Below are 24,740 nucleotides of genomic sequence, written 5' to 3' on the forward strand. Positions count from 1 at the left end.
GTTGAGACGGACACGCTCGTTGCCGGAGCGTGATGCAAACCGGGCGGCGGGCACGCAGCGTGCCCGCCGCTTCAGTTCCCGAATTCCTGTCTGAACAGCTCGACCAGCGTTTCAGCGGCGATTGACAGCGGCGCATCGCGCAGCCTGAGAATGCCGAGCGTCAGCGACGGGAACGCCATGCGCAGCGGTATCCGGCACGCTTGAGCCGCATAGGGCTCGACGTCGAGCATGGCGGCCGGACACGACAGCAGCGCATCGCTCCGGGTCATCAGGTTCCAGCCGACGCCAAACGTATTGACCCTGACGACGGACGACGGCAGCGCATGCCGGGTTCTTCGCAGATGTTCGAGCAGGTTGCTGTGCTGGCTGCCTGGCGACAGGTTCATCACCCACGTACAGTCGACGAGTTGATCCCATTCGGTGGCCATCTCCAGGGGATGCCCGCGCCGGCACGCCACCACGATCTCCACGTTCTTCAGCGGCTCGAAATGGAACTCGCTTCCGATTTCACTTTCTACCAGCGCGGCCACTGCAAAGTCGATCGAGCCATCGCGCACCGCGTGCAGGATATGCGGCATCATCCCGTCGTCGACCGTGAGCCTCGCCAGCGGCATGCGCTTGCGAAAGCGCTCGATCACGGCGGGCAGCTCGCTGATGAACACGATCGGCGTCACCGCGATTGATACGTGTCCATGCTTGCCGCCGAGAATCTGCCGGATATCCTGGCGAGCAAGCGCCAGTTGTGCATGGGCGAGCCGTGCACGCACGGTAAGCTGCTGACCGCACTCCGTTAGCGTGACGCCGCGCGTGCTGCGCGATATCAGCGGCGCCTCCAGATCCTGCTCCAGTTCGCGGATCGCCTTGGTGATCGCCGCCTGGCTCAAGTGAAGATGACGTGCGGCGCCGCGAATGCTGCCGGTTTCAACCAGCGCAAGCCACGCTCTCAAGTGGTGATCCTTCATGTCCCCTTCCACGTGTCTGAATGCCGGCGCGCACTGCATGGCATTGCCGCCGACCGGACACCCTGTCGTTTGCCTCCGATTCTATCCGCATGTCCGGCCCGGCGGCGCTGACAACTACGGGTTGTCTTCGCCGAAAAGCGTTCGTCTTATGCGATCGAAACTGTCCGGTTAGGCTTCCTTCAACGCGAACCCGGCTGGGCATGCGCGGCAATCCATTGCGATGAAGAACAAGGAGGAGTCGAACGTGGAACAGCAATTGTGGCGCCTGAGCGCGACCGACATGACGGCGCTCGTCGCGCGCCGCGACGTGTCTTCGAAAGAACTCGTGCAGAGCTGCCTTCAGCGGCTCGAGGATGTCAATCCGCGGATCAACGCCATCGTCGATGTGCTCGCCGACTGCGCGCTGTCGGCCGCCGCGGCAGCCGACGATGCGATTGCGCGACACGAGCCGGTCGGCCCGCTGCATGGTGTGCCTGTCACCGTGAAGGTCAACGTCGACATGGCGGGTTTCGCGACGACCAACGGCGTGAAAGCCTTCAGGGATCTCGTCGCGCGCGAGGACAGCCCCGTGGTGTCGAATCTGCGCAAGGCCGGCGCTATCATCATCGGACGCAACAACGCACCGGCGTTCTCGTATCGCTGGTTCACCGACAACGACCTGTATGGCCGCACATTGAATCCGTGGCGTCCGGAGCTGACGCCGGGCGGCTCCAGCGGTGGCGCTGCTGCGGCCGTTGCGGCAGGCATCGGGCCGATCGCGCACGGCAACGATCTTGGCGGATCGATCCGCTACCCGGCCTACGCGTGCGGCGTTGCAGGGCTGCGACCGACGACCGGACGTGTGCCGGCTTACAACCCGACACAGTCGCATGATCGGACGCTCGCCGTCCAGCTCGCGTCGGTTCAGGGGCCGCTCGCGCGCACGGTCGGCGACCTGCGTCTCGCGTTGTCGGCGATGGCCGCGGATGATCCGCGCGACGCGTGGTGGATGCCCGTCGCGCCGGCTGGCGCCACCGCGCCGTTTCCGACGCGCGTTGCCGTATGCGCGTCGCTTCCGGGCGTGCCGACCGACGGCGCAGTGACCGATGCGGTGTGTCAGGCCGCGCGCTGGCTCGAAGACGCAGGATGCGTGGTGGCGGAGGTCGCGCCGCCGAGGCTGAACGAGGCGCGCGAACTGTGGCTGGCCCTCGTCACCAGCGAAGCAGCGGGCGGATTGGGCAAGACGATCGAAACGCAAGGCGACCCGGCGATTCGCACCGCGTTCGCGAGCCAGCGCCGCCTCGCGGCACCGCTCGACATGGCAGGCTACATCAACGGTCTCGCGCAACGCACGGGACTGCTGCGCGAATGGCAGGCTTTTTTCCAGCAATATCCGTTGCTTCTGATGCCCGTTTCGTGCCAGCGTCCGTTTGCGATCGACGAGGATCAGCAGGGAGACGGCGCGTTCCGGCGCATCCTCGACGCGCAAGGCCCATTGCTTGCGACGGCGCTCCTCGGCCTGCCGGGGCTCTCCGTGCCGACCGGCATCCGCGACGGTGTGCCGACCGGTGTTCAGATTGTCGCGGGCCGGTTCCACGAGGCGCTGTGTCTCGCAGCCGGCGAAGCGATCGAAGCGCGCGCGGGCATCTGCACGCCGATCGATCCGGTCGGCGTGATCGACGCGGCAGCGCAGGAGACGCGATAAGCCCATGGTCAAGTTCCTGATCGGCCTCGCCGTGCCTTATCTCGGCGTGCTGGGCTTGCTGCCCTGGGTCTCCTCCGTCGATGCCTACGTGTTCGGCGTGCCTTTCGTCTATGCGTGGATGTTCACGTGGTTCGTTCTGACGTCCGCGTGCCTGTTCGTCTGCTGGCGCTGTTTCGACAAACCGGCGGCCGAAGCGGCCCGGCTCGAAGTCTGATTTCGCGGAGGCACACATGTCGACAGTTGTATTCGTGGGATTCGTCATCCTGTCGTTCTGCCTTGCGCTTTACTCGCGCCGGGGCGTGGGCAAACAGAGCGTGCACGACTTCTTCGTCGCATCGAGGCAATTCGGCGCGTTTCTCGTCTTCTTCCTGGCGGCGGGCGAGATCTACAGCGTCGCAACGATGGTCGGCTTCGCGGGCGGCATCTATGCGAAAGGGCCAACCTACGGCATCTGGTTTCTCGGCTACATCCTGCTCGCGTATCCGCTGGGCTACTTTCTGGGGCCGAAGATCTGGGAAGCGGGGCAGCGCTTCAACGCGATTACGCTCGCGGACCTGTTCGGCGGCCATTTCCGCAGCCGCTCGACCGAGCTCGTCGTCGCGCTGTCGTCAATCGTGTTTCTGCTGCCGATGGCCCAATTGCAGTTCACGGGCCTCGTTGCCGCATTTCGCGGGATCGGCTGGCAATTCGAGCCGCTGCACATGGTGCTGATCGCCGGCGTGTTCGCGTTCGCCTACATCATGATCGCCGGGATCCGTTCGTCGGCCTACGTGGCGGTGTTGAAGGACATCCTGATGGTCCTGGCGATCGTGGCAACGGGCCTGGCAGTGGCCGGACACGTCGGCGTCAAGGGGATTTTCCACGCGGCAAGCCTGCGCGTCGGCAACCAGATGAACGCAGAACAACTGCGCTTCGCGATGAGCACGATCATGCTGCAGTCGCTCGGCTTCCTCGCGATGCCATTCGGCGTGCAGATGTTCTTCACCGCGAAAAGCGCCGACACGATCCGGCGCTCGCAGATCGCGATGCCGCTCTACATGCTGATGTATCCGTTCCTCGTCATCGCCGCGTATTACGCGATCAGCCAGAACGTACACCTGCGCTCGCCGAACGAGGCATTCTTCGTCGCGGCGAATGCGCTGCTGCCGTCGTGGCTTATCGGGCTCGTTGCGGCTGCCGCCGCGCTCTCCGGCTTGCTCGTGCTGACCAGCATGTGTCTCGCAATCGGGCCGATCGTGAGCCGCAACCTGCTGCCTTCGCTTCCGGCACAGCGGCAGACCGGCGCGGCGAAGATCGTCATCGTCGTCTATCTCGCGGTGTCGATCGTGATGACGTCTGCGATGCCCACCCTGATGCTGACGCTGATCAACGTCACGTACTACGGCGTCGCCCAGTTCTTCCCGGGCTTGATCGCGGTGCTGTTCTCGCTGCGCATCCGGCCGCTGGCAGTGACGGCAGGCATGCTTGTCGGACAAGGCCTCGCGCTGATGTTGTATCTCGGCAAGTTCCAGCTCGGCGGCATCAATCTGGGGCTGCCCTGTCTGGCCGTCAACGTCGCCTCTGTCGCGGCGATCCATTACCTGCTCGGCGCAGCCACGCCACGCGCGTTGGTGTCGCGGTAGGTGCGCCGGCGTCGGCGTGTCCGATTGATCGGCAGTTGTCACCTCGTCGACGGCGCGTCGCGGCCCTTCGTAGCTCGGCCTGTCGATCTGCCGGGCCGGACACTGACAGCGGCCGGCTCCGCCTGCCTGAACAAGCGCACGTTACTTTATGCGAGCATCGGCACCGCGCGGAACGAAGGACGCAGTTCGCTCGGCGTGAACAGTTACGCGTCCGTCGGTCAACCAGGCCACAGTCAGCTCGGCGTCTCGGTCGGTATCGATCAAAAGTTCTGAGCGGACTGGCATGGCAGAATAGCCGGGCTGAACAAAGGCGGGCCCGACGGCCCGGCAATCTGTCGTTTACTTGCGCACTTACATGACCGCTCATTCCGACATCGAAATCCGGCTGACCGCCGTCGGGCAGCCGACCGCCCGAGACCTCATCAGCAGCAAGCTCAACGACTACAACAACGCGATTACCAACCAGCCCGACAACACGGCGCTCGACGTCTACGTGACCGACCCGAAGACCGGGGAAGTGCTGGGCGGGCTGGTCGGTCGCACGTCGCTGGGGCTGTTCTTCGTCGATCTGCTGTACGTGCCCGAATCGCTGCGCAAGGACGGTCTCGGCAGCCGGCTGCTGCATGCGGCCGAAGCGGAGGCGAAGCAGCGCGGTTGCGCGCGCGCCGTGCTCTACACGATCTCGTTCCAGGCGCCCGCGTTCTACGAGAAGCACGGCTATCGCGTGTTCGGCGAAGTGCCGTGCGAGCCATCCGGGGCCGCGCGCGTGTTCATGGTGAAAGAACTCTGAGTGCCGGCGAAAGCGGGATGACGCGCACTGGCGGACCTTCGCGCGCGAATCCGCGCGGCGGCTTTCGGTAGTGTCGTCCTGAGCCGCGGCAAGACCGCCGACGCCGCTGGTATATGATCGTCTTTTAACGCAGCGGAATTGCCTTCATGCAAGTACTGGTCGACGCAGACGCCTGTCCCGCCGTCATCAAGGACATCCTGTTTCGGGCCGCACGTCGTGCCGAAATACCGGTGACGCTGGTTGCGAACCAATATTTGCGTACGCCGCCGTCCCCGTTCATCCGGTCGATCCAGGTGCCGGCGGGTTTCGACGTGGCAGATGCGCGCATCGTCGAGCTGGCCGAGTCAGGCGATCTCGTGATTACCGCCGACATCCCGCTCGCCGCCGCGGTACTCGACAAGGGCGCACATGTGCTCGATCCGCGCGGAAGCTGGTTTTCACGAGAAAACATCAAGGAACGACTGTCGGTGCGCGACATGATGGATCAACTGCGCAGTGCCGGCATCGATACGGGTGGTCCGCCACCCTTCAGCGCGCGCGACGGCAAGGCATTTGCGGGCCAGCTCGATCGCTTTCTCGCGCGTCACGGCACGCCGCGTCGCGGAGCGGATTGATATTCGTCGTCGTTCGTACGCATTGGCGCGCTACCCGATGCAGCAACTCGCGCCGCCAAAGCCGCGAGGACGGGTCGCGGCTTTGGCGGCGCTCGCCACGCAGGCGCCGTCTGCGATCATCGCGGGCGACGACCTTCTGGCGTACGTTCCGCGTACGCTTAACGGCGGCGCATGGCGGTGCGCGGCATCCCGCCAGTGGCACGCTCGTCCTTGTGCCGGAAGTTGATGCGTCCTTTCGACAGATCGTAGACCGACAACTCCAGCGTGACGCGGTCACCCGCGAGAATGCGAATGTGATTCTTGCGCATGCGGCCCGATGCGTAGGCGTTCACCACCACGCCGTTCTCGAGCGTGACACGGTATTTGCTGTCCGGCAGCACTTCGTCGACGACCCCGTCGAGTTCCAGCAACTCTTCCTTTGCCAAATCAATTCCTCCAGTGAGCGTAATGCCGCGTCAATGCAGGCTGTCGGCACATGCCGCCGATCACTGCATCGCTTCTACGCGGGGTGATGTTGCAACTTGTGGATGTCCGGCGCATTTCACACATGTGACGCATGCGGATCTGCGCGAACAACCCGGGCCAGCAAGCAACGACGCACTCAGGGCACCGTAACCTGGCGATCCGATACGGCTTCAGGTTTTCCGGGATGCATGCCCGATCGACGTGCGCGATGCGTGCGCGTGGTTCGCAGCCTGTCGGCAGGAACCTGATGTCGAACAAGCAACAAACACCGGCTGAGCCATTGACACCACGCCTTCAGCCTGCGGGGCAGGAAAGCATGGATGCAAGAAAAGAAAGCGGGCACGCGTGGCGTATGACTGCCACGGTTCGAGGCGAGAGAATCGCGCCGCCCCGGGCGGGGCGGGCGCGATCCGGAAACGTTACAGCGGCGTAATGTTCGAAGCCTGGAGACCTTTCGGGCCGCGCTTCGTTTCGTAGCTGACCTTCTGGCCTTCGGCGAGCGTCTTGAAGCCCGTGCCGCGCACTTCGGAGAAGTGTGCGAACAGGTCGTCACCGCCCTTGTCCGGCGTAATGAAGCCAAAGCCCTTGGTGTCGTTGAACCACTTGACGGTACCGGTTTCCACTAGATATTCCTTAAACAGACAAATAAGAGACACGCCCTCGAAAAAAGGGCGAATGAAGAATCAAGAAGGAGAGACCAACGAGAGCCGCGAGTGGCGGCAAAGGATGAGCAATCGTGCGTCTTGGATGCTTTGGCTGCCGACCATACGCGATGTGCGGTGTTTTGTCAAGGAAATGCTCGAACAAGCGGGCCCGAACGGGCTGCCTCCAGGCTTTTTCTGCCGTCTCGTTATGGAGGTCGTACCCCGTCAGCATGATGCGCGTCGGCGCCGCGCTGTCACGCGCGGCGCCGCTGGCGGCTTGCTGCGCGAAGCCGACGATCAACCGATCGCCCGCATCGCGTGGCGCAACTCCTGATAGCTGCGCAGCCCGGCCATGCCGAGCTCGCGCCCGATCCCGCTGAGCCCGAACCCGCCCCAGCACACGTGCGGATAGATGAGCTGCGGCGCGTTGATCCACACGAGCCCCGCGCGTACGCGCGCCTGGAATTGCTTCGCGATCTCCGCATCGCGCGTGACGACGGTCGCGACGAGCCCGTAGCGCGTGTCGTTCGCGAGCGCGATCGCCTCGTCGTCGGTGCGGAACGATTTCACGCTCGCGACCGGGCCGAACACTTCATCGGTCCACAGCACGTTGTCGGCGGCCGGCTCGGCGATCACGACGGGGGCCATGAAGTAGCCGTCGCCGCCCGCATCCACGACGCGGCCGCTGAACGCCACCTGCGCACCGCTGTCGATGCCTTGCTGCAGCAGCGCCTCGACGCGCGTGCGCTGCGCGGCCGAGATCAGCGGCCCCATCGCGACCTGCGCCGTGTCCGGCGGCGCGACGACGAGCGCGCGCACCGCCGTCTCGAACGCGGCCATGAAGCTCCGATACAGGCTGTCGTGCACGAGAATGCGCGCGGTGGCCGAACACATCTGGCCCGCGTTCGTGAACGCGCCGGCCACGGCGAGCGGGACGGCGACATCGAGATCGGCGTCGTCGCGCACGATCAGTGCCGACTTGCCGCCGAGCTCGAGCGTCACGCGCTTCATCTCGTCGGCCGCGGTGCGCATCACCTTCTTGCCGGCGGCGGTGCTGCCGGTAAACGAGATCTTGTCGATCAGCGGATGCGCGGTCAGCGCCGCGCCGACGTCGGCGCCGCCGTTCACGATGTTCACCACGCCGTCCGGCACGCCGGCCTCGGCGACGATGTCGATCAGCGCATGTTCGGCGAGCGACGTCAGCTCCGACGGCTTGAGCACGACCGTGCAGCCGGCTGCGAGCGCCGGCGCGAGCTTCCATGCGGTCGTGACCATCGGGAAGTTCCACGGCACGATCAGCGCGGCGACGCCGACCGGATCGTGGAAGCGCTCGGCCGTGACCGTGTCGCTCGGCAGCGCGACGGGTTCGGCCGCGAACGCCGCCGCGTCGTCGCACAGCGCCGCGTAGTACGCGAACGTCGCGGCGACGTCGCCGACATCGGCGTCGGCCTCGAACGGCGGCTTGCCGCTGACCTGCATCTGCAGCGCCGCGAGTCGCGCGCGGTCGGCTTCGACCAGTTCGGCGATCTTCGCGAGGATCTTGCCGCGCGCGGCGGGCGGCGTGTCGCGCCAGCCGGCGAACGCGTCGCGCGCGGCGCGTACCGCGCTGTCGACCTGCGCGACGGACGCGAATTCCTGCCAGCCGATCGTGGCGCCGGTCGACGCGTCGTGAAGTGGCGCGCCGACGTGGCCGGCGTGCGCATGCACGTGCCGGCCGGCGACGCGGGCGGCCGGCAGCACGAGCGTCGTGTCGGCGGCGTGTGAAAGCGGTGCGGTGGACATGAGTGTGATCCTGTCGGTCGGGTTCAACGGTAGGCGACGCCCGGCATCACGCAGAGCATCTCGAACGCGAGGTTCGCGCCGACGAGCGCGGTCGTGCCGACCGGGTCGTAAGGCGGCGACACTTCGACGAGATCCGCGCCGACGATATTGAGGCCCTTCATGCCGCGCACGATCTCGAGGCCCTGCTGCACGGTCAGCCCGCCGACTTCCGGCGTGCCGGTGCCCGGCGCGAACGACGGATCGAGGCCGTCGATGTCGAAGCTCAGATAGACGGGCGTATCGCCGACGCGCTCGCGCACCTGCGCCATCAGCGGCGCGAGCGACGTGTTCCAGCATTCTTCCGCCTGCACGACGGTGAAGCCCTGCTGGCGGCACCAGTCGAAATCGTCCGCGTGATAGCCAGTGCCGCGCAGGCCGATCTGCGTGACCTTGTCGCACTGAAGCAGGCCGTCCTCCACCGCGCGGCGGAACGGTGTGCCGTGCGCGATCTTCTCGCCGAACATCGTGTCGTTCACGTCCGCGTGCGCATCGACGTGCACGACGGCGACCTTGCCGTACTTGCGGTGCAGCGCGCGCAGGATCGGCCACGCGATCGTGTGGTCGCCGCCGAGCGTGATCGGCCGGCAGCCGTTCGCGACGATCGCGTCGTAGGCCTCCTCGATGCGGCGCACCGAGTCCTTCAGGTCGTACGGGTTGGTCGCGACGTCGCCGATGTCGGCCACCTGCAGCGAATCGAACGGCGCAGCGCGCGTCGCCATGTTGTACGGGCGCAGCAGCACGGACTCCGACCGGATCTGGCGCGGGCCGAAGCGCGAGCCGGAGCGGTTCGACGTGCCGAGATCGAGCGGCACGCCGACGAAGCAGACGTCGAGCCCGTCGGTCGTCGTGGCCTGCGGCAGGCGCATCATCGTGGCGATGCCGCCGAAGCGCGGCATCTCGTTGCCGCCCATCGGCTGATTGAATTCGCGGTGCATCGGGGCCGTCTCCTCTGTCTGGTGAAAAGCGATCGGCCGATGGTAGAGGAGAACCCGCGCGCGAAGATTTTGAAGTCGCAACGTTTACATCGACGGGTCTCGATGCAAGCCGATGCGTCGCGACCGTCTGCCGATCCGGCCCGCGGCGGGATTCGTCCGGCGCCTTGGTGCGGCTGGTCGCGGCTTGCCGTGGCTTGCCGTGGCGATGCGCGGCGATGTGCTGCGCCGCTGCGGCCGACGGCGCGGCTCAGCCCGTGATCGACGCGCCCACGATCGGGTCGATTGCGACCGGGCCCGGCGCGGCGCTGCCCCATGCGGCGAGTTCGCGCTTCGTGCGCACGCCGAGCTTCGCGAATGCGCGCTTCACATACGACTCGGCCGACGCAACGCGCACGCCGAGGATGCCGGCCGCCTCGGGCACGGTCTTGCCGGACAGCAGGTGCTTGCAGGTTTCGTATTCGCGCTTCGACAGGTGGATCCCGTCGGCCGCGAGCCGCGCGTCGAACAGCGCGAGCGGATGGGTATCCGGCATCGGATGGGCGACGCGCCGCGCGGCGGTGGTCGATGCATGCAGCTCGAGCAGCGGGAACAGGAAGTCGCTGACGCTGCGAAAGCGGTTCATCTCGGCCAGCGTGAACGGCGGCTGGTCGCGTCCGCGCTCGATCGCGATCGAATGCTGCGAGTAGCGGGTGCCGCGCGCGAGCACGCATTCGTGTGCGATCCGCACGTCGTCGAACAGGCGCTGACGGAATTCGCCGGGCGGGATCGCCGCGATGTCGCGCACGACGAGCAGCGTGCCCGTCTTGCCGCGCAGGTCCGCGAACAGCGGGTCGCTGTCGAGGAAGCGCTCGTAGTAGAGCGTCATCACGTCCGAGATCTCTGCCGATTCAGTGCCGATGCCGCTGCTGCCGATCCATTCGCAGCGGTAGCCGGTCGGCATCGACACGTCGACGCGCGAGCGCTCGACGTGCGCGACGGCGAGCGGAATCACCTGGTTCAGCAACTGGGTCAGCCGCGGCACGAAATGCGGCGTGCCGACGGTTTCGATCAGGTCGCCCAACGACTTGAACGACACGTTGCAGGTGTCGTTGTCGCGATGAAAGGGGTTCACGTTGAGCAGCATGCGGTTCCCCGGGGTGAAAAGCCCGGGGATTGTAGCGTTCGCGACGGCACGCGTCTGTCAGGGGAAATACCGCCATGCACCGCCCGATCCGGAAAACGCCGCTTGTCCCCCCTGAAGGGGGGCATACCGGGGCAGCGCAAATGCGTAACTTTGTCTCTGCTTCTTCAATCACGAGACGAAAGATTCAGATGACTAAATTGATCAAGGACATCCTGCCGCTCGGCGCGAACGTGGGCGAATTCACGAAGCTGGACTTCGGCATGGACGAAAGCGACTGGCGCGCGGCGGAAGGCAAGAGCGGCAACTACATCATCGGCTGGTGGGAAGGCAAGGTCGGCTCGGTGGACTTCCCGGAGACCGCCGCCGACGAAGCCGTGTGGCTCGTCGAGGGCCGGATCGCGCTGACCGACGTCGAGGGTAACCGCAAGGAATTCGCGCCGGGCCAGGGCTACCTGCTGCCGGCCGGTTTCGCGGGCCGCTGGGAAACGATCGAGGACGCGAAGAAGTTCTACGTGCTGCTCGAAAAGGCGTGATGCCCGCGATCGCCGCCGCGGTGATGTCGTCCGTGTGACGCGCGCCCGGCGACGGTTGCGCATTCGATCCTTTGCAAGCGAAGTCTGTCGTGCCGCGCCCGGCAGGACTCGCCCGTTCATGCGGTGCGGGATGCGTCGATGCTGCGTATCGACGCATCCCGCAGTGCAGGCGCCGGGATGCAATGTGTGATGGTTGAGATCATGAAAATGGAAGTGCAGGAAGCGAAACAGACGGCACCGGCCCGCGCGACGCGTGGTGCGCCGGTCGCATTGAGCGTCGAAAAGGCGCTCGCCGACACGAAGCTGTTCCCGTACTGGCTCGACAACCCGGCCGCGCCGGCGGCCGAGCCGGAACTCGTCGGCGACACGACGGCCGACCTGCTGATCATTGGCGGCGGCTTCACGGGGCTGTGGTCGGCGGTGCAGGCGAAGGAGCAGATGCCGCACCTGAACGTGGTGCTGATCGAAGCGGGCAAGGTCGCGCACGGCGCGTCGGGCCGCGCGGGCGGCATCATCTCGACGTCGGTGATGCATGGCCTGCCGAACGCGGTGCGCGTGTTTCCGAACGACATCGCGCAGCTCGAGGAATTCGGTCATCACAATCTCGACGGCTTCGAGGAGACGCTGAAGCGCTACGACATCGATGCCGACATCGAATGGAACGGCGAGATGACGGTCGCGGTCGACCCCGACCACGTCGCGCACCTGCGCGGCGACTACGACCTGCACCGCCAATACGGACACGACGTCGTGCTGCTGAACGGCGACGAGACGCGCGCGCAGCTCGATTCGCCGCTGTTCGCGGGCGCGCTGTGGTCGCGCAACCGCAGCGGCATCGTGCATCCGGCGAAGCTCGCGTGGGGGCTGAAGCGCGCGGCGCTGTCGCTCGGCGTGCGGCTCTACGAGCACACGCCGCTCACGACGGTCACCGACGAAGGCGACACCGTGCGCGTGACGACGCCGAAGGGCAGCGTGCGCGCGCCGCGCGTCGTGTTCGGCAGCGGCACCGCGAAGGTCGGGATTCCCGACATCAACCGCCGCGTGATGCAGGTGCGCGACCACGTGCTCGCGACCGAGCCGCTCACCGGCGAGCAGCTCGCGCGGATCGGCTGGAAGAACCGCCAGGGCATCTACGACACGCGCACGCAGCTCAACTATTTCCGCCTGACGAAGCGCAACAACATCATCTTCGGCGGTCTCGTCAGCTATCACTTCGACGGTCATCCGGATCCGCACCAGGATGGCCAGCGCGACACCTACCACCGGCTCGCGCAGGCGTTCTACCGCACGTTCCCGCAATTGAGCGACGTGCGCTTCTCGCACGCGTGGGGCGGCCCGATCGACTACTGCTCGCGCGGCTCGGTGTTCGCGAAGCGCTATCTCGGCGGCAAGGCGGTGTTCGTCGCCGGCTACACGGGGTTCGGCGTCGCCGCGAGCCGGTTCGGCGCGTTCATGGGGCTCAACATCCTGTTCGATCGCGACAGCCCCGAACGCAAGCTCGACATCGCGAACCAGAGCCCGAGCTACATCCCGCCCGAGCCGATGCGCTGGGTCGCCGCGAAGATCACGTTCCATGCGTTCGACGGCGCGGATGAAGAAGGCGGCTGGAAGCGCGCGTGGATCAACGGCATCAAGGGGATGGGTTTCCCGATGTAATGCGTGCGGTGGCCTGGGCCGGGCCGCCGCGAGAGAAGATGGAGGAGACTGCCCGCACGACGGGCAGCGAGAGTAGGTCGGCTCGGGCAGCCTGAACGGCATCGCGCTGCGCTACCTGTCGTACTCGCGCGCGCCGGAGCGCAACCTCGGCACGATGCTGATGGGGCAGGTGCTGTGGAGCATGCTGCTGCTCGCATACGTGTTCCCGGCGCTCAGCGCCGCATGGGGCGCGCGGGGCGCGCTCGCGTTCCTCTGCTACGGGCGGCTGCGGCCCGCGGCGTTCGGCGTCGCCCCCGCGCTCGCGGCAACACCTGAATGACGGATGCGGCGCGCGCCGATGCCGATGGCGGCGCGCGGCCGAACGGTTTCATCGGCGGCGGCAGCCGGCGGTGCGCGCAGCAAGCGCGCCGGGCCCGCAAACGCGCGGATGCGCAGTGGCAGTCAGCATGTTCTCGAATACGACCGATCTCGATCTCCGGCTCATCCGGGTGTTTCTCGCCGTCGTCGACGCACGCGGCATTACCGCCGCCGAAGCGTCGCTCGGCGTGCGGCAGTCGACGATCAGCACGCAGCTCTCCGCGCTCGAGGCGCGCGTCGGCTTCAAGCTCTGCGAGCGCGGACGCGGCGGCTTTCGCCTGACGTCGAAGGGCGAGCGCTTCGCGGCGACCGCGCGCACGCTCGTGACGGCGACGTCCGAGTTCGTCGCGCGCGTGCGCGACATCGACCGCAAGCTGGTCGGCACGTTGTCGATCGGCCTGATCGGCCAGGCGCCGCTCGTCGAGAACGCGCGCGTCGCGGAGGCGATCGGCGCGTTCCGCAAGCGCGACCAGGCCGTGCGCTTCGCGATGAAGGTCGCGTCGCCGCAGGAGCTCGAGGAAAGCCTCGTCAACAACCAGCTCGATCTCGCGATCGGCTATTTCTGGCATCGCGTGCCGGGGCTCCTGTACACGCCCCTCTTCACCGAACGACAGGTGATCTACTGCGGGCGCGGGCATCCGCTGTTTCACGCGTCGCGTCCGGTCACGGCCGACGACCTGCAGGCGTACGACTGGGTGTGGCGCACCTACCCGGTGCCGGAGGAGCAATGCCCGCTGCCCGAGCGGCACGTGACCGCGAGCGCGGACAGCATCGAGGCGGCGACGATCCTGATCCTGTCGGGCGGGCATCTCGGCTACCTGCCCGCGCATCATGCGGAGCCGTTCGAGCAGCGCGGCCTCGTGCGGGCGGTCGGCCGCGACACGTTCGGCTTCGACGTGCCGCTGCATCTCGCGATGAAGCGCAGCGCGACCGACAAGCCGATCGTCGACGCGTTCTGCGAGGACCTGCTGCGCGCGTTCAATATCAAGGCGGTGCTGCAAGCCGCGTAGTGCGGCAACGAAGGCTGCGACGAAGGGCTGCGACGAAGGCTGCAACGAAGGGCTGCGACGAAGGCTGCAACGAAGGGCTGCGACGAAGGCTGCAACGAAAGGCTGCAACGAAAGGCTGCGACGAAAGGCTGCAACGAAAAGCTGCGACGAAGGGCAGCAGCGAAGGGCTCGAACAAAGGGCTGCAGCGGAGGGCTGCTACGCAGCGCGGCGCGTTGCGCGTGCGCCCGCCGCCCGTCAGCCGTCGACCAGCACCCAGTCGAACAGCTCGCGGCGCGTGCGCACGCCGAGCTTCGCGAACGCGCGCTTCACATACGACTCGGCGGTCGACAGCTTCACATCGAGCTGTTGCGCCGCTTCGGGCACCGAGCGCCCGCACAGCAGCAGCTGGCAGATGTCGTGTTCGCGGCGCGACAGCCGCACGCCCTGCCGCTCGAGCCGCGCATCGAAACCCGCATGCGATGCGGCAGTCGTCGACACCGACGCAATCCGGCGCGCCGCGCACGTGCGCGCGTGCAGCTCGAACATCGGGAACAGCAGGCCGACCATCTGCCGGAGGTGAAACAGCTCGTCGGTGCTGAACGCAGCCTGCCCGCCGACGCGCGCGAGCCCGAGCGCGTACTGGACGTGCGCGTTGCCGTGCACGAGCACGCATTCCTGCGCGATGCCCGGTTCGTCGAAGATCCGGCGGCGGAAATCGCTTTCCGCGAGGCCGTCGATATGGCGCTGCACGAGCAGCGTGCCGGCCTTGCCGCGCAGCGGCGCGAACAGCGGATCGGCGTGGCAGTAGTCCTGGTAGTAGAGGTCCATCACGCGCAGCGTGTCCGCCACGTAGCGCGTACTGCCGCTGCCGCTTCCGAGCCATTCGACGAGAAAGCCCGATGCGCTGTCCGTGCTCGCGCGCCAGCGCTCGAGATGCACGGCGTCCGCGGCGATGCTGTCGTTGACGAACGCGGCGACCGCGCCGACGAAGCCGGTCGTGCCGACCGACTGGATCGTGGCGCCGAGCATGTCGGGACGGATGCCGATCAGGTACTGGCCGGAGCCGGCCGGGTCGGGTTGGAGGAGTCGCATGGTCGAGGGCAGACGGACGGAAAACGGGGTGACATTACGCGAGTCGCGCGTGCGCGTCAGCCGGGAATTTACCGGATACGGCCGTGTCGCTGCGGCCAGAAGCTGTTTACCTATGGAACGCGCATGCGTTGTCACGAGAGAGCGGCCACTCGCGCGGCGCGTGACGCTGCGAATACGCTTGTCGCTGCTGGCAGAGGGGGCGCATGAAATCGCGGCGAGCCCCTGCATTGGGGGGGCAGACCCGTCGCATTCGTCTGTCTATAGTCGAAAGCACTTCGAAACTTCGACACCTCGATACCTCTGTACAGAAAGGGACCCGGCATGCAGATTCAATCCACTGGCGGCACCGCGGCGCACGCGGATGTCGTCCTGACCAACGCGAAGATCTACACCGTCGATGCGCACCGGCCGTGGGCGCAGGCGATCGCCGTGCGCGACGGGCGGATCGTGTTCGTCGGCGATACGGCGGCCGTGCAGGCGCATGTCGGCGAGAATACGAAAGTCGTCGACGCGGGCGGCAGGCTCGTGCTGCCGGGCTTCGTCGAGTCGCACTGGCACTTCGAGACGACCGCGTTCGCGTACCAGGCGTTCGTGAACTACGAGGATCCGCAGCAGGTGCTCGCCGCGCTGCGCGACTACGTCGCGTCGCATCCGGACGAGCCGGCGATCACCGGGATGGGCTGGATCCAGGCGACGATTCCGCCCGCGATGCTGCGCAAGGAAACGCTCGATGCGATCTGCGCGGATCGCCCGGTATGCCTGCTGTCCACCGATTTCCATTCGATGTGGGTGAACTCGAAGGCGCTGGAGATTGCCGGCATCGATGCGTCGACGCCGCCCGTGCAGGAGGGCGCGAGCTGGTTCGACAAGGATCCCGTCACGGGCGAGCCGACCGGCCTCGTCGTCGACGGCGCCGCGTATTCGCTGCTGATGCAGCGCCTGAGCGCGGCCGGCCTGCTGCCGACCGGCATCGACCTGTACCTGAAGTCGATTCCGCCGTGGCAGAACAAGCTCTGCGCGGCCGGGGTGACGACGGTGTTCGACGCGGGCTTCTTCGACGCGAGCGGCGACCAGTCGCTGCTGTTCGAGACGCTGCAGACGATGGAGCGCGCGGGCGACCTGAAGCTGCGCGTGGTCGGCAGCGTCGCGGTGATCGGCGAGATCGACGATCCGGTCGGCACGCTCGTCCGGTATCGCGCGCAATACGACTCGCCGCTCGTGAAGGCGCGCGCGCTGAAGCTGTTCCTCGACGGCACCGAGGCGAACCACACCGCGTACCTGCTCGAACCGTACGCGGACCGCCCCGACACCTGCGGCGCGCCGACGATGCCGGCCGCCACGTTCAACCGCTATCTCGTCGAAGCCGATCGCGCGAATGCGAACGTGATGGTGCATTGCGTCGGCGACGCGGCCGTGCGGATGGCGCTCGACGGCTTCGAGCAGGTCAACCGGTCGAACCCGCCGCGCGACCGCCGCCATGTGATCACGCACGCGTTCCTCACGCATCCGGACGACATCCCGCGCTTCCGCCGCGCAGGCGTGATGGCGAACACGCAACTCCAGTGGGGCGTGGTCGACGCGTATACGGAGCAGCTGCGCGACCATTACGGCCATGAACGCTGGAGCAACATGTACAAGTTCCGCACGTTCCTCGACGAAGGCGTGACGGTGTCGATCGGCATGGACGGCCTCGCGTGCCAGTGCCGCTGCCAGCACAAGCCGCTCGAGCATATCGAGTCGGGCCACACGCGGCAGCTCGCGGGCGAGCCGCACGCGCCGGTGTTCCCGGACATCGCCGAGCGTCTCAGCATCCCGCAGCTGATCGCCGCCTATACGATCCACGGTGCTTACCAGCTCGGGATGGAGCACGAGATCGGCTCGCTGACGGTCGGCAAGCGCGCGGACCTCGTCGTGCTCGAGAACGACCTGTTCGAAGTCGGCCAGTACGACATCGGCCGCATCGACGTCGCGCTGACGATGATGGACGGTGGCGTCACGCACGTCGGCGCGGCGTTTGCCGAGCAGGCAGCTATTGTCGCTATTGCCGATATCACGGCGGCTGCGCACGTGGCAGCCTGACGGCATCATGACCCATTCTTTCGTGTTCCTTTCTGTTTTTCCGTGTGTCCGTGCATCGCGCTTGGGCATGCGGCGCCGATTCTGCGGCGTGTCCCCCTATTGGCAGGGCAGACCGGCCGATTTCCTCTGGCTAAATTTTCCAGACCGAAACAACGTGCCGTTCGCCACGAGCGGCCGATGACATCCACGGAGGAAACCCGAAATGGCAGGGGATTGGAAGAAGCAACTGAAGACCGCATGCGCGGCGCTCGCGCTCGGCGGTGTCGCATGGTTCGGCGCGCCGGCCGCGCGGGCGGCCGACCAGGTCGTCAACGTGTACAACTGGGGCAACTCGATCGGCAAGGACACGGTCGCGAACTTCGAGAAGGCGACGGGCATCAAGGTCGTCTACCAGGAGTTCGACTCGAACGAGACGCTGCAGGCGAAGCTGCTGTCGGGCACGTCGGGCTACGACGTCGTCGTGCCGTCCGACATCTTCTGGGCGCGCCAGATTCAGGCGGGCATCTTCCGCAAGATCGACAAGAGCCAGGTGCCGAACTACGGGCTGCTCGATCCGGAGATCATGAAGGCGCTCGCGAAGGACGATCCGGGCAACCAGTTCGGCATTCCGTGGACGTGGGGCACCGACGGGCTCGGGATGAACGTCGAGAAGGTCAAGGCGGCGCTCGGCAACGACGCGCCGACCGACAGCTGGTCGCTGCTGTTCGACCCGAAGTACGCGCAGAAGCTCAAGCACTGCGGGATCTCGGTGCTCGATTCGCCGGTTGACGTGTTCGGGATGGCGTTCGTCTACATGAAGAAGGATCCGAACACGACGAACCCCGCTGACTACCAGGCCGCGTACGAGCTGCTGAAGACCGTCCGGCCGTACATCACGCAGTTCAACTCGAGCAGCTACATCAACGACCTCGCGGGCGGCGACATCTGCCTCGCGCTCGGCTGGTCGGGCGACGTGAACTCGGCGCGCATCGCGGCGGCCGGCGCGCACAAGCCGTATCACATCAAGTACGTGATTCCGAGCGAAGGCAGCGCGCTGTGGTTCGACATGATGGCGATCCCGAAGGACGCGCCGCATCCTGACGCCGCGCTCAAGTTCGTCAACTTCGTACTGTCCGAGAAGGAGAGCGCGAACCTGACCAACGACACGTCGTATGCGTCCGCGGTGCCGTCGTCGAAGCGCCTCGTGCGCGCCGAAGTGACGAGCGATCCGGCCGTGTTCCCGCCCGCCGACGTGATCCGCAAGCTGAGCCTCAGCAAGCCGATTCCCCCCGATCTGATGCGGCTCCAGAACCGTCTCTGGACCAAGCTGAAGACCGACTAAGCCCGCCCGATTCCCCGAACTTCCTTTGCGTGCCCCGCCGCCCCCGGCGGCGGGCAGGGGCGCGCTCGTCCCTACGACCACCTCGACATGAAAATCAGACACATGACGGCGCTGTGCGTGCTCGCGTTCGAAGCCGCGTCGGCATTCGCGCACGAACCCCGGCAGACCACGGACGCGAGCAGGATGAAGGCGATGGCGGCGCAGATCGCCGCGCTGCAGCAGCAGGTGAACGAACTGCGCGCGAGCATCGTCGCATCGAAGGCGCCGGCGGCGGGCACGACTGCCGCTGCCGGTTCGGGCACGGCACAGATCGGCTCCGTGAGCACCGCGGCGGGCGTCGCTTCCTCGTCGGCGTCAGACGCAGCGCCCGCGTTCTCGAACGACGACCTGCAGCAGATGCGCGAGCAGATCGCGAACGCGTCGCTGAAGGTCGACACGCTGCAGGAAGCGGCGACGACCGGGCCGCTCGCGGGCCTGAGCATCACGGGCTACGTCGATCCGCTATACGTGTACAACCGCGCGCAGCACACGTCCGGGTTCCAGTTCCTGAACCACGATCCGGGTGCGTACGACTACTACAACAGCACGATCGGCGACGTCTATCTCGACATCAAGAAGACCTTCGGCGTCGGCCCGATGGCGCCGTCGGCCGAGATCGTGATCCAGCCGAACCGCGGCTTCGGCAACGTGTTCAGCAACGCGCACGGCGGCGTCGGCAACAACATCGTCACGCAGGCGCTGGTGACGGTGCCGCTCAGCACGACGAAGACGTTCGAGGTCGGGATGATGCCGAGCCTCGCCGGCTACGAGGTGCAGCCGTCGAACCAGATGCTGACGCTCACGCACGGGCTGCTGTACGACTTCAGCGAGCCCGGCAACCTGATCGGCGTCGGCCTCAAGGGTTCGAACGCCGCGCAGACGCGCTTCTGGCAGGTGGTCGTCGGCAACGAAGTGCTGCGCACCGCCGGCGCGATCGCGAATGCGGCGAACAACACGACGAAGACCAACTGGACGCCGACGATCACCGCGCGCTTCGACAACGCGACGTCGACCGCGTACGACTTCGGCATCTCCGGCATGCTCGGCCGGCAGACGCTGTTCTCGCCGTGCGCGCAGGCGGGCGGCTACGGCTACCAGTGCAATGCGTCGTCGCCGTTCGGACTCTACAAGTACGTCGAGGCCGACATGACGTACACGCACGACAAGACGCAGATCAACGCGCAGGTCGACTACGGCGAGCTGCAGAAGGGCGCGTGGAACGGCGGCACCGCGCGGTGGTACGGGATGTCGCTGCTCGGGCATACGAAGTGGACGTCGTCGTGGGTCGGCCGGATGGGCGCGACGCTGCGCTTCGACTACCTGAACGACACCGCGAACGGCGGCGGCGGGACCAACATCCAGTACGGGCTCGCGGGCGGCAACCCGTCGGTGAACGGAACGAGCGGCTTCGGCATCGATCCGGCGTGCTTCCGGAGCTCGGCGACCAACGGCACCGAGTGCAAGGGCGCGCAGCGCTATGCGATCACGGCGGACCTGCTGTTCTATCCGACGCAGCAGATCACCGTGAAGCTCGAGTATCGCCACGACGCGGCGAATCATCCGGTGTTCCTGAAGAGCAACGGCGACTACTCGCGCAGCAACGATCTCGCCGGCATGCAGTTCATCTACTCGTTCTGATCGTTCTGACGCCGTTGCCGGACGGCGTGCGGGCGCGGCCGGCGGCGGCATGCCGGCCTGCGTCTGGCCGGCGGCCGGCATCGGCGCGTACCGCCGCGCCGCGCGCGGCATGCTCCGGTCGGGCACGAAACGACGTCAACCCCGACCGTCATTCAATACAGGAGTTTCAAACGTGAAGTTGCACACCTTCGTGACCGACACCGCCGATCCACGCGCGCGCGGCCGCCAGATCGGCGAACGCTTTGCGGACGAGATCCGGCAGACGGTCGCGCTCTACCTCGACTTTTTCCCGAAGCTCGGCATCGATCCGCGGCGCGTTCGCACGATCGGGGAAGGCAGCCTCGCATCGCTCGACGCGTGGTGTCCGGACCTTGCAGACGAAGTCCACGCGATCGCGGACGGCGCCGCGCTGCCGCGCTGGCAGCTCGCGAGCCTGAACGCGCGTACCGAGATTCTCGCGACCGCGCCCGCGTCCGCCGAAGGCGAATGCACGACGACCGTCTACGCGCCGGCCGGCCCGCACGCGCCGCGCACGCTGCAGACCTGGGACTGGCACGACAGCCTCGCGCCGCAGGGGCTGCTGCTGAAGCTCGCGACGCGGCGCGGACATACCGTCAAGCTGTTCTCCGAATTCGGGATGCTCGCGAAGCTCGGCGTGAACAGCGCAGGGCTCGGGCTGCACTTCAACATCCTGCATCACGCCAGCGACAACGACAGCGCCGGCGTGCCGGTGCATGCGATCGCGCGGCGGATTCTCGAAGAAGCGACCACCGTGCGCGAAGCGATCGAGCTCGCGCGCAGCACGCGCGTGAGCGCGTCGACGGTGCTGACTGTGTTCTCGCGGCACGACGCGAATCCGCGCGCGGCGAGCATCGAGATGAGCCCGGCCGGCGTCGGCATTGTCGTGCCGCGACCGGACGGCTGGCTGCTGCATACGAACCACTTCCTCGACCGCGCGCTGAGCGCCGGCGAATGCATGCCCGACAGCTCGACGACGCGCGAACGCTTCGCGCACCTGAACGACGTCGTGACGGGGATGACGGGCGCCGACGTGCGCGCGCGCGCCGAAGCGATGTGCGGCGCGGCCGGCGACCAGGCGGTGGTGTGCTTCCACCCGGACATGACGATGCCCGATACCGAGCGCTGGGAAACGCTGCTGACGGTCGGAATCGATACCGACGGCTGCGCGCTCGACTACATCGCGGGGAATCCGCACGATCTCGCGCGGGACGGTTTCCGGCGGTTCTGACGCGGGTGGGCTGGTGATGGCGATGTGCCGCCGCAAGCAATGCGGCAGCACATCGGGACGAGGCGGCAACGAGGCGGCAACGAGGCGGCGACAAGGCTGCCACAAGGCGGCCACAAGGCGGCCACAAGGCGGCTACACGGCGGCTACACGGCGGCGAGGCATCAACGAGGTAACAACGAAGCACCAATGAGGCGAGGACGCGTGCGCCGCCCGCGCCGCTTACGCGTCGATACGCTCGACCTTGCCGACGAGCAGCACGTAGGACAGGCTGCCGGCGAATGCCATCGCGGCGATATACGTGATCGCGCGCGAGAAGTCCGCGCCATTGACGAGCAGCCCGATCACGATCGGCGTCGCGATCGCGGCGAGGTTGCCGATCAGGTTGAACATGCCGCCGGTGAGGCCAATCAGGCGCGCAGGAGCAAGCCCCGACACGAGCGACCACGTGATCGACGCGAAGCCGTTGCCGAAGAACGCGATCGTCATGAACGCGATCACCCAGCCGGTCGAGCTCACGTAGTTCGCGCCGATGATGCTGGTCGAGATCAGCAGGCCCGAGATGATCGGAAGTTTGCGCGCGAACGCTTGCGACGCGCCGCGGCGGATCAGCCAGTCCGACAGGAAGCCGGAACACAGCACGCCGACGAACGCGGCGAGGAACGGCAGCGACGCGAGAAAGCCGGACTTGATGAAGTCCATTCCACGGTACTTGACGAGATAGGTCGGGAACCACGTCAGGAAGAACCACAGCGTCGAATTGAGCGCGAACTGGCCGAGATAGACGCCCCACAGCTTGCGTTGGCTCAGCACGAGGCCGAGGTCGCGCCACGTCGACGTCGCACGTTCGCTGCGGGCAGAGATGCGGTCGTCGAGATCGACGAGCCCGCCGCCGTCGCGGATCAGGCCGATTTCCGCCGCGTTGACGCCGCGCATCGCGCGCGGTTCGCGATAGAGCGCATACCAGATCGCGGCCCACGCGATGCCCGCGAGCCCCGTCGCGACGAACACCATGTGCCAGCCGAGATGCACTTGCAGCCACGCGAGGACCGGCGTCAGGAACGCGAGGCCGACAAACTGTCCTGACGTGTAGCAGCCGATCGCGGTCGCGCGTTCGCGGGTCGGGAACCACGTCGTGACGACGCGATTGTTGATCGGATATGCAGGCGCTTCGAGCGCGCCGACCGCAAGCCGCAGCACGATCAAGCCGACGAACGAGCCGGCGAGACCGAGCAGCAGCGTCGCGGCGGACCACAGCACGAGCGCGGCCGCATAGAGCACGCGCGGCGACACCTTGTCGACGAGCCAGCCGCCGGGAATCTGCATCAGCGCATAGGTCCAGCCGAACGCCGAGAAGACGAGGCCCGCATGCACGGCATCGATGTTCAGTTCGCGAAACAGCTCGGGCGCGGCGATCGACAGGTTGCTGCGGTCAAGATAGTTGATCACGACGGTGATGAACAGCAGCGCGAGGATCAGCATCCGCTTACGGGTGGGCGGCGCGGTTGTCGAGCGGGTTGCGGTGGTTGCGATGCCGTCGGGTGCGGCGGTGTGCGCGTGCCGTTCTTCCGGCGGCGCGACGCGTGTGCGTGACGCGAGGTTGGCCACTTGTCGTCTCCAGATATTTTGATGCGCAGCCGGGAGCCGGACGGTGTCCGGTTCCCGGCGGCATGCGATGTCGTGGAGCGAACGTTAGAGCCGTGGGCTCGCGAGCGTCAACATCTGGATAGGCATCCCTATAAATGGGATGAAGACGTTTCAATATTTGGGAATGGCCGTGTGCGGCGATCGGACGATCCTGTTGAAGACGTGCGTGACCGATGATGCGTTGCCGCCGCCGCCGCCGCCGCCGCCGCCGCCGCCGCCGCCGCCGCAGGACGCCGGACGCTGTGCTATCCGGCGGTCGTGCGCGCCATCGTCATCAGCCATCCGCGCATGCCGTTTCGGCATCGCGCGCCTTCAACCACAGACCGAACTCGCGCATGACTTCGACGACAGGTCTCATCCGGTTGCCGTCTTCGGTCAGGTCGTACTCGACCTTGACCGGCACCTCCGGGTGCACGGTGCGTCGCACCAGTCCGGCATCTTCCAGCGCGCGCAGGTCGAGCGTCAGCATCCGCTGCGAGATGCCGGGCACGTCGCGGCGCAGGTCGCTGAAGCGCTTCGGTCCGTCCAGCAGGTAGGACACCAGCAGCAGCCGCCAGCGGCCGCCGAGCAGGCGCATCGCTTCTTCGACGGAACATCCGGTCGCACTCGTTTTCATTCGTTCAGGCTGGGTCGGTAATGTTTTTGTGACTACGGCACAAACTACTGCCGTCTTTTCTTTGGCGCTTCGATGCGTAATATTAGCGCCCGCGTCGCGACGAATCGAAAAACGGACCTCGAAACCCAAGGAAAGTCATGAAGCTCTATCACGCCCCCGGAAGCTGCTCGCAGGCCATTCGAATCGTGCTGCGCGAACTGGAACTGGACGCGCAGATCGTCAACGTCGATGCGCGCAAGCACCTGATCGAAGACGGGCGAAGCTATTACGACGTCGCCGAACTCGGTTACGTGCCGCTGCTGGAACTGGACGACGGCACGCTGCTGAGGGAAGGCCCCGTCATCGCGCAGTATCTCGCCGATCGGCGGCCGGAAAGGGAACTGGCGCCGGCCCACGGCACGATCGAACGTTATCGGTTGCTGGAATGGCTCAATTTCCTGACGGCCGAGATCCACAAGGGCTTCATTCCGCTGCTCTACGCGGTGCAGGCCGGCAAGTATGTCGACCCGGCGCGCACGAAGCTCGACAGCCGCTATGCATGGATCGACCGGCAACTGGCCGGGCGGACGTTCGTGATGGGCGATGCGTTCAGCATCGCGGACGCGTATCTGTTCGCATTGACCGGATGGGGAAAGGCGGCGTGGATGCGATCGGTCTACCACGCGGACATCGATCTCGGCGCGTACGCGCATCTGCGGGCATGGTACGAACGCGTGCGAGCGCGGCCGTCGGTTCGGCATGTGCTCGCCGCGGACGGCTTGCTGGGCTAGCGCGTGCCGCTTCCGTGCCCGCTCCACCGCCTGCATCCGCGCGATCGGGCCGGCCGGAAGCGGCCCGGCGCGCGCGAGCGCAACGCGGGGGAAGGG

At 66.5% G+C, this 24,740-nt stretch carries 24 protein-coding genes; 15 read left to right on the top strand and 9 right to left on the bottom strand.

The genetic code is table 11. The features are described 5' to 3' along the window. Positions 1–71: 71 nt before the first annotated feature. Positions 72–1,001, bottom strand: coding sequence for a LysR substrate-binding domain-containing protein (locus ACV229_RS24145; protein ID WP_448085618.1), 930 nt, complete (start codon positions 999–1,001; stop codon positions 72–74). A gap of 205 nt (positions 1,002–1,206) precedes the next feature. On the opposite strand from ACV229_RS24145, the gene ACV229_RS24150 reads away from it, so the two are divergent. The 5 genes from ACV229_RS24150 to ACV229_RS24170 all read left to right on the top strand — a co-directional run bounded on the left by ACV229_RS24150 (position 1,207) and on the right by ACV229_RS24170 (position 5,672). Then, positions 1,207–2,646, top strand: a complete 1,440-nt coding sequence (locus ACV229_RS24150) for an amidase family protein (RefSeq protein WP_448085619.1) — start codon at positions 1,207–1,209, stop codon at positions 2,644–2,646. 4 nt (positions 2,647–2,650) lie between these two features. Continuing rightward, positions 2,651–2,860, top strand: coding sequence for a DUF3311 domain-containing protein (locus ACV229_RS24155; RefSeq protein WP_448085620.1), 210 nt, complete (start codon positions 2,651–2,653; stop codon positions 2,858–2,860). Positions 2,861–2,876: 16 nt separating this feature from the next. Continuing rightward, the gene (locus ACV229_RS24160) at positions 2,877–4,268 is read left to right on the top strand and encodes a sodium:solute symporter family protein (protein WP_448085621.1); all 1,392 of its coding nucleotides are present in this window, start codon (positions 2,877–2,879) and stop codon (positions 4,266–4,268) included. A 355-nt stretch (positions 4,269–4,623) separates the two neighbouring features. Beyond that, positions 4,624–5,058 carry a GNAT family N-acetyltransferase gene (locus tag ACV229_RS24165; protein WP_448085622.1) on the top strand — a complete coding sequence of 145 codons (435 nt, stop codon included), beginning with the start codon at positions 4,624–4,626 and terminating at the stop codon, positions 5,056–5,058. Positions 5,059–5,204: 146 nt separating this feature from the next. Beyond that, positions 5,205–5,672, top strand: a complete 468-nt coding sequence (locus tag ACV229_RS24170; protein WP_448085623.1) for a YaiI/YqxD family protein — start codon at positions 5,205–5,207, stop codon at positions 5,670–5,672. Between the two features lie 158 nt (positions 5,673–5,830). On the opposite strand, the gene infA is transcribed toward ACV229_RS24170, so the two are convergent. Together infA and ACV229_RS24180 are read right to left on the bottom strand one after the other, a co-directional pair. After that, entirely contained in the window at positions 5,831–6,097 is a 267-nt protein-coding gene (gene infA / locus ACV229_RS24175) for a translation initiation factor IF-1 (RefSeq protein WP_448085624.1), read from the bottom strand. A 459-nt stretch (positions 6,098–6,556) separates the two neighbouring features. Further along, positions 6,557–6,760 (bottom strand): cold-shock protein, encoded by a 204-nt coding sequence (locus ACV229_RS24180; RefSeq protein ID WP_448079959.1) that lies wholly within the window; start codon positions 6,758–6,760, stop codon positions 6,557–6,559. 52 nt (positions 6,761–6,812) lie between these two features. On the opposite strand from ACV229_RS24180, the gene ACV229_RS24185 reads away from it, so the two are divergent. Beyond that, positions 6,813–7,115, top strand: a complete 303-nt coding sequence (locus tag ACV229_RS24185) for a hypothetical protein (RefSeq protein ID WP_448085625.1) — start codon at positions 6,813–6,815, stop codon at positions 7,113–7,115. On the opposite strand, the gene ACV229_RS24190 is transcribed toward ACV229_RS24185, so the two are convergent. The 3 genes from ACV229_RS24190 to ACV229_RS24200 form a co-directional block, all read right to left on the bottom strand. After that, positions 7,079–8,563: an aldehyde dehydrogenase family protein gene (locus ACV229_RS24190; protein ID WP_448085626.1), complete on the bottom strand. Its 1,485-nt coding sequence runs from the start codon at positions 8,561–8,563 to the stop codon at positions 7,079–7,081. The two genes, ACV229_RS24185 and ACV229_RS24190, sit on opposite strands and share 37 nt — an antisense overlap. A 23-nt stretch (positions 8,564–8,586) precedes the next feature. Beyond that, positions 8,587–9,537, bottom strand: coding sequence for an agmatinase (speB, locus tag ACV229_RS24195; protein ID WP_448085627.1), 951 nt, complete (start codon positions 9,535–9,537; stop codon positions 8,587–8,589). 247 nt (positions 9,538–9,784) lie between these two features. After that, positions 9,785–10,660: a helix-turn-helix transcriptional regulator gene (locus ACV229_RS24200; RefSeq protein ID WP_448085628.1), complete on the bottom strand. Its 876-nt coding sequence runs from the start codon at positions 10,658–10,660 to the stop codon at positions 9,785–9,787. A 188-nt stretch (positions 10,661–10,848) separates the two neighbouring features. Here ACV229_RS24200 and ACV229_RS24205 point away from each other — a divergent pair, with 188 nt between their 5' ends. The 4 genes from ACV229_RS24205 to ACV229_RS24220 all read left to right on the top strand — a co-directional run bounded on the left by ACV229_RS24205 (position 10,849) and on the right by ACV229_RS24220 (position 14,216). After that, positions 10,849–11,193, top strand: coding sequence for a cupin domain-containing protein (locus ACV229_RS24205; protein ID WP_448085629.1), 345 nt, complete (start codon positions 10,849–10,851; stop codon positions 11,191–11,193). A gap of 201 nt (positions 11,194–11,394) precedes the next feature. Further along, entirely contained in the window at positions 11,395–12,849 is a 1,455-nt protein-coding gene (locus ACV229_RS24210; RefSeq protein WP_448085630.1) for an NAD(P)/FAD-dependent oxidoreductase, read from the top strand. 154 nt (positions 12,850–13,003) lie between these two features. Beyond that, the gene (locus tag ACV229_RS24215; protein WP_448085631.1) at positions 13,004–13,168 is read left to right on the top strand and encodes a hypothetical protein; all 165 of its coding nucleotides are present in this window, start codon (positions 13,004–13,006) and stop codon (positions 13,166–13,168) included. A 127-nt stretch (positions 13,169–13,295) separates the two neighbouring features. Continuing rightward, positions 13,296–14,216 (top strand): LysR family transcriptional regulator, encoded by a 921-nt coding sequence (locus tag ACV229_RS24220; protein ID WP_448085761.1) that lies wholly within the window; start codon positions 13,296–13,298, stop codon positions 14,214–14,216. A 235-nt stretch (positions 14,217–14,451) separates the two neighbouring features. Here the strand turns inward: ACV229_RS24220 and ACV229_RS24225 are convergent, their stop codons facing one another. After that, a complete protein-coding gene (locus ACV229_RS24225) occupies positions 14,452–15,288 on the bottom strand; it encodes a helix-turn-helix transcriptional regulator (protein WP_448085632.1) in 837 nt (278 codons plus the stop codon). A gap of 321 nt (positions 15,289–15,609) precedes the next feature. On the opposite strand from ACV229_RS24225, the gene ACV229_RS24230 reads away from it, so the two are divergent. The 4 genes from ACV229_RS24230 to ACV229_RS24245 all read left to right on the top strand — a co-directional run bounded on the left by ACV229_RS24230 (position 15,610) and on the right by ACV229_RS24245 (position 21,614). Next, positions 15,610–17,367 (top strand): amidohydrolase, encoded by a 1,758-nt coding sequence (locus tag ACV229_RS24230; RefSeq protein ID WP_448085633.1) that lies wholly within the window; start codon positions 15,610–15,612, stop codon positions 17,365–17,367. A 202-nt stretch (positions 17,368–17,569) separates the two neighbouring features. Further along, on the top strand, positions 17,570–18,688 hold the full coding sequence (locus ACV229_RS24235) for a polyamine ABC transporter substrate-binding protein (RefSeq protein WP_448085634.1): 1,119 nt from the start codon (positions 17,570–17,572) through the stop codon (positions 18,686–18,688). An 87-nt stretch (positions 18,689–18,775) separates the two neighbouring features. Continuing rightward, positions 18,776–20,365 (top strand): DUF3138 family protein, encoded by a 1,590-nt coding sequence (locus ACV229_RS24240; protein WP_448085635.1) that lies wholly within the window; start codon positions 18,776–18,778, stop codon positions 20,363–20,365. A 172-nt stretch (positions 20,366–20,537) separates the two neighbouring features. Next, positions 20,538–21,614, top strand: coding sequence for a C45 family autoproteolytic acyltransferase/hydolase (locus tag ACV229_RS24245; protein ID WP_448085636.1), 1,077 nt, complete (start codon positions 20,538–20,540; stop codon positions 21,612–21,614). A 219-nt stretch (positions 21,615–21,833) separates the two neighbouring features. Here ACV229_RS24245 and ACV229_RS24250 read toward each other — a convergent pair whose 3' ends face one another. Continuing rightward, positions 21,834–23,219 carry an MFS transporter gene (locus ACV229_RS24250; protein ID WP_448085637.1) on the bottom strand — a complete coding sequence of 462 codons (1,386 nt, stop codon included), beginning with the start codon at positions 23,217–23,219 and terminating at the stop codon, positions 21,834–21,836. 313 nt (positions 23,220–23,532) lie between these two features. Beyond that, positions 23,533–23,874: a winged helix-turn-helix transcriptional regulator gene (locus ACV229_RS24255; RefSeq protein WP_448085762.1), complete on the bottom strand. Its 342-nt coding sequence runs from the start codon at positions 23,872–23,874 to the stop codon at positions 23,533–23,535. Positions 23,875–24,011: 137 nt separating this feature from the next. On the opposite strand from ACV229_RS24255, the gene gstA reads away from it, so the two are divergent. Next, positions 24,012–24,644 carry a glutathione transferase GstA gene (gstA, locus tag ACV229_RS24260; RefSeq protein ID WP_448085638.1) on the top strand — a complete coding sequence of 211 codons (633 nt, stop codon included), beginning with the start codon at positions 24,012–24,014 and terminating at the stop codon, positions 24,642–24,644. Positions 24,645–24,740 lie beyond the last annotated feature (96 nt).

The organism is Burkholderia sp. MR1-5-21 (assembly GCF_053427715.1).